Annotated in this window: 10 protein-coding genes; 4 read left to right on the top strand and 6 right to left on the bottom strand. The window is 72.9% G+C overall.

What is annotated here, in order from left to right; translation table 11 throughout:
* Positions 1 to 103 precede the first annotated feature (103 nt).
* Both paaK and ACZ4QV_RS33730 read left to right on the top strand, forming a co-directional pair.
* Complete coding sequence (gene paaK, locus ACZ4QV_RS33725; protein ID WP_361585908.1) at positions 104 to 1426, top strand: phenylacetate--CoA ligase PaaK; 1323 nt, start codon at positions 104 to 106, stop codon at positions 1424 to 1426.
* 167 nt (positions 1427 to 1593) lie between these two features.
* A complete protein-coding gene (locus ACZ4QV_RS33730) occupies positions 1594 to 2022 on the top strand; it encodes a DUF4240 domain-containing protein (RefSeq protein ID WP_467763819.1) in 429 nt (142 codons plus the stop codon).
* A 54-nt stretch (positions 2023 to 2076) separates the two neighbouring features.
* On the opposite strand, the gene ACZ4QV_RS33735 is transcribed toward ACZ4QV_RS33730, so the two are convergent.
* The 4 genes from ACZ4QV_RS33735 to ACZ4QV_RS33750 all read right to left on the bottom strand — a co-directional run bounded on the left by ACZ4QV_RS33735 (position 2077) and on the right by ACZ4QV_RS33750 (position 7461).
* Positions 2077 to 2871: a VOC family protein gene (locus tag ACZ4QV_RS33735; protein ID WP_361616129.1), complete on the bottom strand. Its 795-nt coding sequence runs from the start codon at positions 2869 to 2871 to the stop codon at positions 2077 to 2079.
* A gap of 200 nt (positions 2872 to 3071) precedes the next feature.
* Entirely contained in the window at positions 3072 to 4628 is a 1557-nt protein-coding gene (locus ACZ4QV_RS33740) for an acyl-CoA synthetase (protein ID WP_467763820.1), read from the bottom strand.
* A 112-nt stretch (positions 4629 to 4740) separates the two neighbouring features.
* Complete coding sequence (locus ACZ4QV_RS33745; protein ID WP_467763821.1) at positions 4741 to 6306, bottom strand: acyl-CoA synthetase; 1566 nt, start codon at positions 6304 to 6306, stop codon at positions 4741 to 4743.
* A 30-nt stretch (positions 6307 to 6336) separates the two neighbouring features.
* Positions 6337 to 7461, bottom strand: a complete 1125-nt coding sequence (locus tag ACZ4QV_RS33750) for an NAD(P)H-dependent flavin oxidoreductase (RefSeq protein WP_361585896.1) — start codon at positions 7459 to 7461, stop codon at positions 6337 to 6339.
* Positions 7462 to 7828: 367 nt separating this feature from the next.
* Here ACZ4QV_RS33750 and ACZ4QV_RS33755 point away from each other — a divergent pair, with 367 nt between their 5' ends.
* The gene (locus ACZ4QV_RS33755) at positions 7829 to 9007 is read left to right on the top strand and encodes an FAD-dependent oxidoreductase (protein ID WP_361155136.1); all 1179 of its coding nucleotides are present in this window, start codon (positions 7829 to 7831) and stop codon (positions 9005 to 9007) included.
* Between the two features lie 12 nt (positions 9008 to 9019).
* On the opposite strand, the gene ACZ4QV_RS33760 is transcribed toward ACZ4QV_RS33755, so the two are convergent.
* Positions 9020 to 10627, bottom strand: a complete 1608-nt coding sequence (locus ACZ4QV_RS33760) for a phytoene desaturase family protein (protein ID WP_467763822.1) — start codon at positions 10625 to 10627, stop codon at positions 9020 to 9022.
* 154 nt (positions 10628 to 10781) lie between these two features.
* On the opposite strand from ACZ4QV_RS33760, the gene ACZ4QV_RS33765 reads away from it, so the two are divergent.
* A complete protein-coding gene (locus tag ACZ4QV_RS33765; RefSeq protein ID WP_361155133.1) occupies positions 10782 to 12107 on the top strand; it encodes a glycoside hydrolase family 27 protein in 1326 nt (441 codons plus the stop codon).
* Between the two features lie 103 nt (positions 12108 to 12210).
* On the opposite strand, the gene ACZ4QV_RS33770 is transcribed toward ACZ4QV_RS33765, so the two are convergent.
* Complete coding sequence (locus tag ACZ4QV_RS33770) at positions 12211 to 14454, bottom strand: serine/threonine-protein kinase (protein ID WP_467763823.1); 2244 nt, start codon at positions 14452 to 14454, stop codon at positions 12211 to 12213.
* Positions 14455 to 14652: the final 198 nt, after the last annotated feature.

Raw genomic sequence — 14652 nt, forward strand, 5'->3', positions numbered from 1 at the left:
TTCCGCCGCCCGCTGATTACTTGGAGCGCACTCAGCCACCGACTGATCGGTCGGGACACGGAACGGTGACACCCATGCCGGATGCGCGAAGATCGAGTACGAAATGAGTGGCGGCACGGGCACGTTCGGCCCCTACTCGGACGCGGGCGCGGTCGACGCCGCGCGGCAACTGTCCGCCGACGAGCTGCGGGCCCGGCAACTGGAACGGCTGCGCGCCTCGTTGCGGCACGCGTACGAGAACGTCCCCTTCTACCGGCAGTCCTTCGACCGGGCCGGAATCCGCCCCGAGGACTGCCGGTCGCTCGCGGACCTCTCCCGCTTCCCCTTCACCGTCAAGGACGACCTGCGGGCCAACTACCCCTTCGGCATGTTCGCCGTGCCGCAGGACGAGATCCGCCGCATCCACGCCTCCAGCGGGACGACGGGCCGTCCGACGGTCGTCGGCTACACCGGGCAGGACCTGGCCGTCTGGGCCGACGTCGTGGCCCGTTCGATCCACGCGGCGGGCGGCCGGCCCGGCCACAAGGTGCACATCGCGTACGGGTACGGCCTGTTCACCGGCGGCCTCGGCGCGCACTACGGCGCGGAACGGCTCGGCTGTACGGTCGTCCCGGCCTCCGGAGGCATGACCGCGCGGCAGGTGCGGATCATCCAGGACTTCCGCCCCGAGATCATCATGGTGACGCCGTCCTACCTGCTCACCCTCCTCGACGAGTTCGAACGGCAGGGCGTCGACCCGAAGACCACCTCCCTCAGGACGGGGCTGTTCGGCGCGGAGCCGTGGACGGAGGAGATGCGCCGCGAGATCGAGGAGCGCTTCGCGATCGACGCGGTCGACATCTACGGCCTCTCGGAGGTGATGGGCCCCGGTGTCGCGCAGGAGTGCGTGGAGACCAAGGACGGGCTGCACATCTGGGAGGACCACTTCTATCCGGAAGTGGTGGATCCGGTCACCGGCGTCCCCCTGCCCGACGGCGAGCACGGCGAGCTGGTGTTCACCTCGCTGACCAAGGAGGCCCTGCCGGTGGTCCGCTACCGCACCCGGGACCTGACCCGGCTGCTGCCCGGCACCGCCTGGCCCGCCTTCCGCCGGATGGAGAGGATCACCGGCCGCTGCGACGACATGATCATCCTGCGGGGCGTGAACCTCTTCCCCGCCCAGGTCGAGGAGATCGTGCTGCGTACACCGGGCGTCGCGCCGCACTTCCAGCTCCGGCTGACCCGGGAAGGCCGGATGGACCACCTGACCGTACGGGCGGAAGCACGACCGGACGCGACCCCGGAGGAGCGCACGGCCGCCGTCGGCCGGATCATCCGCGGCGTCAAGGACGGCATCGGTGTCTCGGTCGCCGTGGACATCGTCGACCCGGAGACCCTGGAACGCTCCGTCGGCAAACTGAAACGCATCGTGGACGCCCGCGGCTGAGGAGCAGATGTCGGCCCGCTCTCATCCGACTGCCGGAGGCCCGGAGATCCGGAGACGCGGAGCCGCGGCTTCCCGGCGGGCGGCGCACCGTCCGTCGGGAAGCCGCGCAGTCCTGCCACCGTGGCCACGGCCCCGGAATGTCAGACCCCTGCGTCATGCTCACTGCCATGAACGAAGACACCTTCTGGCAGCTCATCGACGCATGCAGGCCCACCGGGCCGGACCCTGACTCCGAACGCCTCGCGGCCGCGCTGACCGATCACCTTGCCCGGTCCCCGGTGTTCGTGGTCACCGGCTTCGCCGAGCACCTGTCCTGGGCCCTTTACCGCCTGGACCGCAAGGAGCTCGGTCTGGGCCTCTCCGGTGACTCGTTCCTCTACACGCGCTGCGCAGTCGTCGCCGCCGGCCGTGAGGTGTTCGAAGGCGTACTGCGGGACCCGCGCACCTTCACCCCGTTCGCCACCGACCTCGTCCGGGCCGAGAGCCTGCTCTACGCACCGGACCAGGCCTACGAACGCATCACCGGCGAAGAATGGGACCGCAACACCCGCTATTGCTACGAGTCGTACTCGAACACCAGCGGCTGGGCCGCCTGAACACGCCTCTGGCCCAGCCTGACGGCGCTCCCCTGGTGCCTCCCTCCGGTCTCCCTACCTCGGGCTCGGCGTGAGCAGCGCGTACGGAGCGCCGAACGGATCCCGCAGCATGGCCAGCCTGCCTATGCCTTCGGCGTCCACCGGCGGGACGAGGGCCGTCGCGCCGCGTTCCGTGGAGGCGGCGGCCGTCGCGTCGCAGTCCTCCACGGCGAAGTACGGGTGCCACTCCGACGTGGAGCCCGCCGCGAGGTTCTCGGGAGGCAGTTGCGTGATGCCGGCGTGGCCCGCGTCGCCGTTCGGGTCGGTGCCGGCGGGCGAGGCGACCGTGTAGACCAGGTTCTCGCCCATCGCGTTGTCGGCCGTCTCCCACCCGAAGACCGTGCGGTAGAAGTTCTTCGCGGCGGCCGGGTCGGTCGTGTAGAGCTCGGTCCAGCAGACGGCGTTCGAGGCGCCGACCACTTCCATCCCCGGGACGTCGCCGGGCTGCCAGACCGCGAACTCGGCGCCGGCCGGGTCGGTGAACCCGGCCAGCCGGCCGGCGGTGAAGACGTCGCACGGGCCGAAGCGGACCGTACCGCCGGCCTGCTCCACGGTCTTGGCCAGGGCGTCCACGTCGGGGCTGTGGAAGTGGACGGTCCAGGCCGGCGTCGCGCCCTCCTCGGTCAGTGGTCCGGCCCCGGCGACGGTCTTCCCGTCGAGCTGGAAGAAGCCGTACCCGCCGGCGTCGGGGCCGGCCGAGCGGAAGGTCCAGCCGAAGACGCCGCCGTAGAACGCGACGGCCGCGTCGATGTCGGTGGCCCCGAGGTCGAGCCAGTTCGGCGCACCTGGGACGTACTGGGTCGTGAGCATGGTGATCTCCTCCGGCGTGCGGTCGTCGTGCCGCGACGCGGGCGGCCGCCGAGCGAGCACGTACGCCCTCGTCACCGGGGAACACGCGGTGTCGGTCGGTGCCTTTCCCCCGGCACTTCTCAGCATGGCAGGGGGGTCTGACAATCGCCCTCGGCGGCCGCCCGGAACACGATCGGCCGCTCCGGAACACGATCGGCCGCTCACGCTCCGCCGGAGCGGAACCGGTCCCGGAGTTCCCGCTTGAGGATCTTGCCGCTGGCGTTGCGCGGGAGCGCCTCGACGAACAGCACCCGCTTGGGCACCTGGAATCCGGCCAGCCGCTCCCGCGCGACCGCGATCAGCTCCGCCTCCCCCGGCACCCCGGCCTCCGCCCGCGGTACGACCACGGCGGTCACCGCCTCGATCCAGCGCTCGTCCGGCAGCCCGATCACCGCCACCTCGGCGACCGCGGGATGCGCGTACAGCGCGTCCTCGACCTGCCGCGAGGCGACCAGTACACCGCCCGAGTTGATGACGTCCTTGACCCGGTCGACGACGGTGAAGCAGCCGGCCGCGTCGCGCGTCGCCAGGTCCCCCGAGCGGAACCAGCCGTCCCGGAAGGCCGCCGCGGTCTCCTCCGGCTTGTCCCAGTAGCCCGAGCACAGTTGGGGCGAGCGGTAGACGATCTCCCCGGGGGTGCCGTCCGGCACTTCGGTGCCGTGCTCGTCCACCACCCGGGCCTCCACGAACAGCACCGGGCGGCCGCACGAGTCCATCCGCCCCTCGTGCTCGTCCGGCCCCAGGACGGTGGCCAGCGGGCCGATCTCGCTCTGCCCGAAACAGTTGTAGAAGGCGAGGCCGGGCAGCCGGGCGCGCAGCCGTTCCAGCACGGGCACCGGCATGACGGAGGCGCCGTAGTACGCCTTGCGCAGGCCGCTGAGGTCCCGTGTGCCGAACCCCGGGTGCTGTGAGAGGCCGATCCAGACGGTGGGCGGCGCGAAGAGGCTGTCGGCCCGGCCCGCCTCCACCAGGTCGAAGATCCGCTGCGGGTCCGGGGTGTCGAGGATGACGTTCACCGCGCCCACGGCCAGGTACGGCATCAGGAAGACGTGCAGTTGCGCCGAATGGTAGAGCGGCAGGCAGTGCACGGGCCGGTCGGCGGCCTTGAGATCCAGGGCGGCGACGGCGGACGCGTACGCGTGCACCAGCGCGCCGTGCGTCATCATCGCGCCCTTGGGCAGCCCGGTCGTGCCGGAGGTGTAGAGGAGCTGGGCCAGGTCGTCGGAGCTTGAGCCGTACGGACCGTACGAGTCGTCCGAGCCCCCCGCGGGCAGGTCCGCTGCCCCCTCCGGCGGCCCTTGCCGCGCGCGTTCCAGAAGGGAGCCGGTGGCGTCGCGCAGCGGCATGGTGCGTGCTCCGGACGGCAGCCGGTGCTCCAGAGCGGGGTCGGTGAGGACGAGGGTGCTGCCCGACTGTTCGACGATGTAGCGCAGTTCGTCACGGACGAGGTGGTGGTTGACGGGTACGTGCACCAGGCCCGCGCGGGCGCAGGCCAGGAAGCCGATCACGTACGCGTCGGAGTTGTGCCCGTACGCGGCGACCCGGTCGCCGGGCCGGAGCCCCGTGTCCAGCAGGGCGTACGCGGCGGCCGTCACCGCGTCGTCCAGTTCGCGGTAGGTCCAGAGCCGGTCGCCGTGGATCACCGCCGTGCGCTCGGGTGTCCGGCGCGCGCTGCGCCGCAGGACGCCGTCGACCGTGTTCGTCCGTACTCCCGTCATGGGCGCGATCCTGTGCCCCGGCCCGCGACAGGTCAAGGACACCCCCCGACAGGTCGAGGACGCCCCCCGACAGGTCATGGGCACAGGGACACGGGGACACCGCCGCTCCCGGCTACACGACGCGCCCCCGCCCCGCCCAGTACGGATCACGGAGCCGCCGCTTGTACAGCTTGCCGTTCGGGTCGCGGGGCAGGGTCGCGACGAAGTCGACCGACCTGGGGCACTTGTAGCCCGCCAGCCGCTCCGCGCAGTGGGCCAGGATCGCGTCGGCGAGCGCCGGCTCCGGCGCGTAGCCGTCGGCGGGTTCGACGACGGCCTTGACCTGCTCGCCCCAGTCGTCGTGCGGGATGCCGAAGGCGGCCGCGTCGGCGACGGCGGGATGGGCGAGCAGGGCGGCCTCGATCTCGGCGGGGTAGATGTTGACGCCACCCGAGATGATCATGTCGATCTTGCGGTCCCGGAGGAAGAGGTAGCCGTCCTCGTCCAGGTGCCCGAGGTCGCCGACGGTGAAGAAGTCGCCGATGCGGTTCTCGCGGGTCTTGTTCTCGTCCTTGTGGTAGCTGAAGCCGCCGGTGGTCATCTTCATGTAGACGGTGCCCAGTTCGCCGGGCGGCAGGCGCTCGCCGTCGTCGTCGAAGACCGCCAGTTCGCTGATGGGCCAGGCCCTGCCGACCGTACCGGGCTTCTTGAGCCAGTCCTCGGCCGTGGCGAAGGCGCCGCCGCCCTCGCTCGCCGCGTAGTACTCCTCGACGCAGCTCCCCCACCAGTCGATCATGGCCCGTTTGACGTGGTCGGGACAGGGCGCGGCGCCGTGGATCGCGTGCCGCATCGAGGTCACGTCGTAGCGTGCCCGTACCTCCTCCGGGAGGGCGAGCAGACGGTGGAACTGGGTCGGCACCATGTGCGTGTGGGTGCAGCGGTACGTGTCGATCAGGCGCAGCATCTCCTCGGGCGTCCACTTGTCCATCAGGACGACCTGGTGCCCGATGTGCAGGGAGGCGCCGGCGAATTGGAGTACGGCCGTGTGGTACAGCGGTGAGCACACCAGGTGCACGTTGCCGCCGAAGGGGCGGATGCCGAAGATGCCGAGGAAGCCGCCGAGCGGGGACTCCTCGGGCAGCCTCCCGGGGAGCGGGCGGCGGATGCCGCGGGGGCGGCCGGTGGTGCCGGAGGTGTAGTTCATGACCCAGCCGAGAGTGCGGTCGTCGGGCGCGGTCTCCGGCTGTCCGTCGAGGAGTGCGGGGTACGGGCGGAACCCGGGCACCTCGCCGACGGAATAGCAGTGTCGCGGTGGCAGTCCCGCCTCGTCGGCGGCGGCGCGGGCCGCGCCGGCGAACCGTTCGTGCGCGATCAGGACCTTGGCTTCCGCGTCCCCGGCGATCCAGGCGATCTCCGGGCCGACCGCGTGGTGGTTGACCGGTACGAGGTAGAAGCCCGCCTGGGTGGCGGCGAGATAGGCGGTGAACAGCTCCACTCCGTTGGGCAGCACCACCGCGAACGCGTCGCCCCGCTCCAGGCCCGCGGCGCGCAGGCCGTGCACCAGGCGGTTGCAGGCGGCGTGCAGCCGGGCGGCGGTCCACTCCTCGCCGTCCGGGGCGATCAGGACCGTACGCCCCGGGTCGGCGGCGGCCTGCGCCCAGAAGCCGTTCGGGGTGGGTGACGCCATGGGTGCCGACATACGTGTCCCTCCTCGGCTCGGAGCCGGTGGTCAGAACTCGGCCGAACGCCCGGCCGCGCGCCCGGCGATGCGGTCGATGCGGTCGACGGCCCGCTCGAAGCCGCGGGTCAGCTCGTCGAAGACCGCCTGCACACTGCGTTCGGAGTTCATCTGCCCGACGATCTGGCCGACCGGCGTGCCGAGCAGCGGCTCGACCTCGTACTTCTGGATACGGGAGACGGCCTCGGCGACCAGCAGTCCCTGGAGGGGCATGGGCAGCGGTGCCGGACTGGACGGGTCGTCCCAGGCGTCCGTCCACGCCGTACGGAGCTGCCGGGCGGGTTTGCCGGTCAGCGCGCGCGAGCGGACGGTGTCGCCGGAGCCCGCCGCGAGCAGTTTCTCGGTGAGCCGCCGGGAGTGCAGCCCGGCCTCCTCGGTGGTCAGCCAGACGGATCCGAGCCAGACGCCCTGGGCGCCCAGGGCCAGCCCGGCGGCCACCTGTTCGCCCGTACCGATGCCGCCGGCCGCGAGCACGGGCAGCGGGTCGACCGCGCGGACGACTTCGGGGGTGAGCACCATGGTGGCGATTTCGCCGGTGTGGCCGCCGGCCTCGTAGCCCTGGGCGACGACGATGTCGATACCGGCGTCCCGGTGGTGCCGCGCGTGCCGGGGGCTGCCCGCGAGGGCGGCTACGAGGACGCCGTGCGCGTGGGCGCGCTCGACCACGTCGGCGGGGGGTGAGCCGAGCGCGTTGGCCAGGAGTTTGATCGGGTATTCGAAGGCGACGTCGAGCTGGGAGCGGGCGACCTGCTCCAGCCAGCCGGTGATGCGCCAGCCGGACGCCTCGCCCGGGGGCAGTTCGGGCACCTGGTGTGCGGCCAGGGTCCGCGCGACGAAGCGGCGGTGCTCGGGCGGGATCATCGCCTCGATGTCCGCCTCCGTGACACCCTCGACCTTTTTCGCGGGCATCACGACGTCGAGGCCGTACGGTTTGCCGTCGGTGTGCCGCTCGATCCAGTCCAGGTCGCGGGTCAGTTCGTCGGCGGCCGTGTAACGGACCGCGCCGAGCACGCCGAAGCCCCCGGCGCGGGTGATCGCGGCGGCCACCGCCGGGAACGGGGTGAACCCGAAGACGGCGTGCTCGACTCCCAGCCGGTTGCTCAGCTCCGTCTGCATGGCGGCAGGATGCCGCAGGGACGCGTCCGGGGGAAGGGCTTTCTGATGCCCCGTCAGGAAAAGGCAGAGGGACACCGGTAGGGCGGGGCGGCTTCCGTGAGGACGGCGCAGCTCCCGTAAGGAGACAACACAGCTCCTGTGAGGAGACGGCACAGCTCCCATTAGGGCAGGGCGACCCCCGTAAGGACAGGGCAGCTCCCGTAAGGACAGCGCGGCCCCGTAAGGACAGCACGGCCCCCGTATGGACAGCGCGGCCCCGTTAGGGCAGGCCAGCTCCCGCAAGGACAGCGCGCCCCCGTGTCACATCCGCCGGGCGCGATCCGTCCGGAAGGGCGGACACCTGCACAGCGGACCCAGGAGGCACATCATGCGGACGGACATCACCGTCATCGGCGGCGGTACGGCGGGCCTGGTGGCCGCCATCGCCTGCGCGGAGGCCGGGGCGGCCGTGACGCTCCACGAGGCGCACGGCTCCCTGGGCGGGCGCGGACGCGCCACGGCCGCTCCCTACGTCGCCCACGAGGGGCCGCACGTCTTCTACTGCGACGGCCCGCACTGGACCTGGCTCGCGGAGCGTGGCCTGACCGGCCGGCCGGTCCGTCCGTCCGCCCGCGACCTGTTGCGGGTCTCCTTCGTACGGGACGGGCGGCGCACCCTCCGGCCGCCGGCCGGGTTCCTGCGGATGATCACGGTGGGCCGGTCCCGTACCGCCCCCGTGGACGAGGACTTCCACGGTTGGGCGTCCCGGCACTTCGGCGAGGAGGCGGCGCGCGCCGCGGCCAACGCGATCGCCGTCGTGACGTACGACGCGGACACCGGGCGGCTCTCGGCGGCGTTCGTGTGGGAGCTGGTCCGCCGGGTGTTCGCGCCCGGCGTGCCGACCGTGCGCTGGGTGGCCGGAGGCTGGCAGGCGGTCGTGGACCGGCTGGCGGGCCGCGCCCGGGAGCTCGGCGTACGCGTCGAGCTGGGCTCCCGGCTCACCGCGCTCCCGGACCGTCCCACCATCGTCGCCACGGAACTCTCCTCCGCACGCGCCCTGTTGGCCGACGCCGCACTGCGCTGGGAGAGCGGTCATTGCGTCCTGCTGGACCTCGCGGTGCCCAGCAGCGCGCGGGATCGTTTCCTCGCCTTCGATCTCGACGCGGGCGGCTTCCACGAGAGCTACTCGATGCAGGACCCGACCACCGCGCCGCCCGGCACGTCGCTGTTCCAGTTGGACATGCCCGTACGCGGCGGGGAGAGCCTGACCGACGCACGACAGCGGCTGGAACGTTTCGCCGGACTGACCGTACCCGGGTGGCGCGACCGCGCGGTGTGGCACCGCCAGGGCACCGCGCGCGGCCGTACCGGTGCTCTGGACCTGCCGGGGCTGACCTGGCGGGACCGCCCGGCGATCGACCGCGGGGACGGGGTCTTCCTGGCGGGGGACATGGTCGCGGCGCCCGGAATGCGCGGTGAGATCGCGATCAACAGCGCCGTACGGGCCGCCGCGGGGGCGCTGCGGGCGGCCGGGGTCACCGGCCGCGGGACCGCGGGCGCCGCTTGAGGGCCCCGGGCGTCACTCCTGACCGAGCACGGCCATGGCGGCGTTGTGCCCCGGCACGCCGCTCACCCCGCCGCCCCGGACCGCGCCCGCCCCGCACAGCAGCACATTGGCGTGCGCGGTCCGCACCCCCCACCGGGCCGCCGGGCCGTCCGCGCCGTTCGCCGTGCCGTCCACCTCCGCGCCGGCTTTCGTGCCGTCCTCCGCGCTGTCCTCCACCCGGTACGGAAAGGCCAGCTCGCGGTGGAAGATGTTGCCGCCCGGCAGACAGAGGTCGCGTTCCAGGTCGAGCGGGGTGCGGGCCTCGATGCACGGGCGGCCGTCCGCGTCGGTGGCCAGGCAGTCGGTGAGCGGTTCGGCCAGTACGGCGTCGAGCTGGGCGAGGGTCGCCGTGAGCAGGCGCTCCCGGGTGCCGTCGTGGTCCTCGGCGAAGAGCCGGGCCGGGGTGTGCAGGCCGAAGAGGGTCAGCGTCTGGTAGCCCTGGCGTACCAGGTCGGAGCCGAGGATGGAGGGATCCGTCAGGGAGTGGCAGTAGATCTCCGACGGCGGCGCGGCGGGGAGTTCGCCGGCGGCCGCCTGCCGGTAGGCGGTCTCCAGTTGCTGGTAGCCCTCGGCGACGTGGAAGGTTCCGGAGAAGGCCAGCCGCGGGTCGACACCGGTGTCCCGCAGCCGGGGCAGCCGGGTGAGCAGCATGTTGACCTTGAGCTGGGCGCCCTCGGCGGGCTGCGGGGACGGCTGGCCGAGGAGCCCGGCGAGGACCTGCGGGGCGGCGTTGACCAGGACGTGCCGCGCGCCGACCGTACCGTGCGCGCCGGTCACCTCGGCCGTGCGGCCGTCGGTGGCGATGCCGGTCACCGGGCAGTCGGTGACGATCTCCGCGCCGGCTTTGCGCGCGGCGTCGGCGAGCGCGTCGGTCAGGGCGCCCATACCGCCGATCGGTACGTCCCAGTCGCCGGTGCCGCCACCGATGACGTGGTAGAGGAAGCAACGATTCTGCGCCAGCGTCGGGTCGTGGGCGTGCGCGAACGTGCCGATCAAACCGTCCGTGAGCACCACGCCCCGTACCAGGTCGTCATCGAACACCGACTCGACCGTCTCGCCGAGCGGCCGCTCGAACAGCGCGTCCCAGGCCGTGTCGTCGCCGATCCGGGCGCGCAGCGCGGCGCGGGTCGGCAGCGGTTCGGTGAGGGTGGGGAAGACACGTTCAGCGACCCGCCGGGTCATGCCGTAGAACCGCCGCCAGGCCGCGTACTCCCGCTCCGAGCCGGTGATCCGGGCGAACGAGGCGCGGGTCGCGGCCTCGTCGGTGCTCACGTACAGGCCCGTGGGGCGGCCGCCGCGGACCGCGGGGGTGTAGGAGGAGACCGAGCGCCGGCGGACCGCGAAGCGCAGGCCGAGGTCGTCCACGATCTTCGGCGGCAGCAGGCTGACGAGGTAGGAGTAGCGGGACAGCCGTGCGTCCACGCCGCGGAAGGCGCGCTCGGAGACCGCGGCGCCGCCGGTGTGGCCGAGCCGCTCCAGGACCAGCACCCGGCGCCCGGCGCGGGCGAGGTAGGCGGCGGCGACCAGGCCGTTGTGCCCGCCGCCGACGATGACCACGTCGTACGAAGTCCGTTCCGGCATGTCTCTTGGTAGCACGCGGTGATCGGCGCCGCCAGGTGCGGACGGCTGAATTCCGTGACCCCCGCAGCGCGGCGCCTTGCCCGCCCTCCTCCTACGTTCCTAACGTCCGACGATGCGTTGTATCGGCCTGCTCCGTCCCCCCGTGAGGTGACCTGTGCACGTTTCGTCGGCAACGCGTCCCCCGAGGCGCACCCTGACCCGCCTGAGCGCCGCCGCCCTGTGCGCGGCAGGTGTCCTGTCCGCGGCCGCCGCCCTCCCGGCGGCGGCCACCCCCACGGCTCCCGGCCCGGCCGGGCCCCCGTCCGGCGCGCGGGCCGCGGCGGTCTACCCGAACCTCACCCCGAGACCCCCGATGGGCTGGAACAACTGGTCGTACTACATGTGCGACATCGACGAGAAGGTGATCCTCGGCAACGCGCGGGCCCTGGTGAAGTCCGGTCTCGCGGCCAAGGGCTACGACACGGTCACCGTCGACGACTGCTGGATGCTCAAGCAGCGCGACGCCAGGGGCAACCTCGTCCCGGACCCGGCCCGGTTCCCGCGCGGTATGGCGTACGTCGGGCGCGAACTGCACCGGATGGGGCTGAAGTTCGGCATCTACGAGGACGTCGGCAAGCTGACCTGCGAGAAGTACCCGGGCAGCTTCGGCCACTACCAGCAGGACGCCGACCTCTTCGCGAAGTGGAAGGTCGACTACCTGAAGATGGACGGGTGCAACCTGCCCACCGCCCCCGGCAAGACGAAGGAGCGGACCTACCAGGACGCCTACCGGGCAGTCAGCCAGGCCCTGCGGAAGACCGGCCGCGACATCGTCTTCTCGGTGTCGGCGCCCGCCTACTTCCAGTACGACGGCGACCGGGTCTGGCACCAGGTCATCCGCTGGTCTTCGCAGGTCGGCAACCTGTGGCGGGAGGGCCGCGACATCGCGGTGGAGAAGCACAGCGGGGCCAGGAAGTGGTCGTCGATCAAGTACAACTACGCGTACAACGCCAAGCTGGCATCCTTCCAGCGGCCGGGTCGCTGGAACGACCCCGACTTCCTGCTGGCCGGCGACTCCGGACTGTCCACCCGGCAGATCCAGAGCCAGATGGCGCTGTGGGCCGTGATGGCCGCACCGCTGATCTCCAGCACGGACCTGACGAAGATCTCACCGGCCGCGCTGCGGGTCCTCGGCAACCGGGACGTCATCGCCGTGGACCAGGACCCGAAGGGCGTCCAGGGGCGCGTGGTCCAACAGGGGCCCGGGTACGACATCCTGTCCAAGCCGCTGCAGAACGGTGACCGGGCCGTCGCGCTCTTCAACTCGGGCGACGCGCCGCGGACGCTGTCCACCACGTCGAAGACGGCCGGTCTGCGGAAGGCGGGCAGGTACGAGCTGCGCGACCTGGTCACCAAGCGCACCTCCCACACCGACGGGGAGATCTCCGCACGGGTACCGGCGCACGCGACGGTGCTCTACCGGGTGCACCCGGTGCGCTGACCGGCCGCCGGGCCGGTGCCCGAAGGCACTGAACGGCCGCCGGGGCCGGCGCCTCGGGCAGCCGAGCGGGCCGCCGGGCCGGGACCGAAGGCGCAGCCCTCCTTCACCCCCGGCCCGGCGCACGCCGCTGCCGCAGCGCGGCGACCCGGCGGTACAGCGCCACCGCCTCGGCGGAGCGCCCCAGTTGCTCCAGGCACTGGGCCTCGTCACCGCGGCTGGCGAGGGCGTCGGGGTGGTCGGCGCCCAGCACCCGTTCGCGGGCCGCCGCGACCTGCCGGTAGACGGCCAGCGCGTCGGGCCAGCGGCCCAGCCACCCCAGGGCGACGGCGATCTCCCGGCGGCTGACGAGGGTGTCGGGATGGTCGGCGCCCAACACCTGTTCGCGCAGCGCGGCCACCGACCGGGCCTCGGCCAGCGCCTCCTCCCAGCGGCCGAGGCGGCCGAGATTGACACCGAGGCCGTGCCGGGCGCGCAGCGTCTCGGGGTCGGCGGGCCCCTGCGCGGCCGTACGGGCGTCGACGAGGCCCCGGTACAGCTCCAGCGCCTCGGCGCTGCGTCCGAGGCGTCCCAGGCTTATGCCGACCTCGTAGCGGGCGGCGAGCGTGTCCGGATGACCGGGCCCCAGCGCCTGGGCGCGGTCGGCGGCCACCTCCCGGTATGTCTGCAACGCTTCCGCCCAGCGCCCCAACTGGCCGAGCAGGTACGCCACTTCGTACCGCGTCACGAGCGTGTCGGGGTGCTGCGCCCCCAGCACCCGGGCGCGGGCCGACGCCACGTCGCGCGCCATCCGGTACGCGTCCTCCAGGCGGCCGAGACGGCTGAGGTTGAAGGCGAGATTGTGCCGGCAGCGCAGCGCGTCCGGGTGCCCGGGGCCCATCGTGCGCTCCCGCGCCGCGAGGACGGACACGTACACCTGGTGCGCCTCGAAGTGCCGCCCGAGCCGGCCCAGCGCGTACGCCGTCTCCTGGCGGGCGGCCAGGGTGTCCACGTGGTCGGGGCCGAGACTGCGTTCGCGCCCGGCGGCCACCCGCTCGTACTCGCGCAGCGCGTCGGCGGGCCGGCCGGACCGGGCGAGGGTGAAGGCCACCTCGAACCGGCTGGCGAGGGTGTCGGGGTGGTCGGGCCCGAGCGCGTGCTCCCGTTCGGCGGCGACCGAGCGGTGCACCTCCCCCGCCTCCGCCCACCGGCCGAGCCGCCCGAGGCTGAGCCCGGCGTTGTGGCGGGCGGCCAGCGCGGCGAGGTGGCCGGGCGAGGGCGCGGGGCGCTCGGAGACGTACGGGGCCGGGGTGTCGCGGCTGAGCGGCGGCAGGCCGCTCGTCCACGAGCCGGTGAGCCCGGCGGCGCCCTCGGCACCGGACGCCCGTGGCACGCGGGAGCCCGCCGGGGACCCGCCCCGCATCCCCTGCGTCCAGGACGGCAGGCGGTACGCGGCGCGCGTCGGCGTGCGCCCGTCCGGCCGCGCCGGGAGCGTCGCCTCCACCGTGGGGTACTCCGGCGGCCTGCGGGCCGAGACAAGTCGTTTCACCAGTTCCGCGGCGTCCCGGGGCCGGTCCTCGGGGTCCTTCGCCAGCAGGTCCAGGACGATGCGCTCGTACGCTTCGGGCAGGTCGGGGCGGTGGCCGCGCGGCGGCTCCGGCGGCGTGTCACGGTGGCCGACGAGCACCGCCCAGGCATCGTCCAGGTCGAACGGCGGCACCCCCGTCGCCAGCTCGTACAGCACGCACCCCAGCGAATACAGATCGCTGCGGTGATCGACCGTCCCGGCGCCGATCTGCTCCGGCGACATGTAGTGCGGTGTGCCCATCGCTATGCCGGTGCCGGTCAGCCGGGCGGTGAAGCCGATGTCGTGCCCCAGCCTGGCGATGCCGAAGTCGCAGATCTTCACCGTCCCGTCGGCGATCCGCACGATGTTCGCGGGCTTGAGGTCACGGTGCACGATGGACTGCTCGTGGGTGTACGCGAGGGCCGCCGCGACCTGCTCGGCGATGTCGGCGAAATCCGGTACGGGCAGCGGATCGTGCCGGTTGTCCTCCAGCAACTGGCTCAGGTTCCGCCCGTCGAGCAGCTCCATCACGAGAAACAGGATGCCGTCGTCCTCGCCGAAGTCGTGGACGACCGTGATGCCGCGGTGCTGAAGGGCCGCCGCCACCCGCGCCTCCCGCCGAAAGCGCTCCCGCAGCACCCGCAGGAACGACGGATCGTGCTGCGGCCCCAGCGGCTTGAGGCACTTGACCGCGACCTGCCGCCCCAGCGACTCGTCCCGCGCCCGCCACACCTCGCCCATGCCGCCGCGCCCGATCAGGTCGAGCAACCGGTAACGCCCCTGGACCAGCCTGCTCTCCACCATCGCCCGCCCGCGCCCCCGTCCCCACCGCGTCCGCCGCGATCCCCCTCGGTGCCCCCGGGTGCCCCTGGGCGCTCCGCCCGTTCAGTATGGCGGGGCGGGGGCGCGGGGTGTAGGGCGCTGAGGAGGCACCGTGGGGGCGGGGACGGCTCGGGACGGGGTGAGGCGCAAGAGCCATGACCGAAACCCGCAAAACGCATT

Source organism: Streptomyces sp. NPDC026394 (genome assembly GCF_055567735.1).

Bases quoted from the DNA above. Each gene is read 5' to 3' on its own strand.
- ACZ4QV_RS33770 (WP_467763823.1), bottom strand. From the start codon at position 14,454: ATGGTGGAGAGCAGGCTGGTCCAGGGGCGTTACCGGTTGCTCGACCTG.
- ACZ4QV_RS33745 (WP_467763821.1), bottom strand. From the start codon at position 6,306: ATGTCGGCACCCATGGCGTCACCCACCCCGAACGGCTTCTGGGCGCAG.
- ACZ4QV_RS33750 (WP_361585896.1), bottom strand. From the start codon at position 7,461: ATGCAGACGGAGCTGAGCAACCGGCTGGGAGTCGAGCACGCCGTCTTC.
- ACZ4QV_RS33740 (WP_467763820.1), bottom strand. From the start codon at position 4,628: ATGACGGGAGTACGGACGAACACGGTCGACGGCGTCCTGCGGCGCAGC.
- paaK (WP_361585908.1), top strand. From the start codon at position 104: ATGAGTGGCGGCACGGGCACGTTCGGCCCCTACTCGGACGCGGGCGCG.
- ACZ4QV_RS33730 (WP_467763819.1), top strand. From the start codon at position 1,594: ATGAACGAAGACACCTTCTGGCAGCTCATCGACGCATGCAGGCCCACC.
- ACZ4QV_RS33735 (WP_361616129.1), bottom strand. From the start codon at position 2,871: ATGCTCACGACCCAGTACGTCCCAGGTGCGCCGAACTGGCTCGACCTC.
- ACZ4QV_RS33760 (WP_467763822.1), bottom strand. From the start codon at position 10,627: ATGCCGGAACGGACTTCGTACGACGTGGTCATCGTCGGCGGCGGGCAC.
- ACZ4QV_RS33755 (WP_361155136.1), top strand. From the start codon at position 7,829: ATGCGGACGGACATCACCGTCATCGGCGGCGGTACGGCGGGCCTGGTG.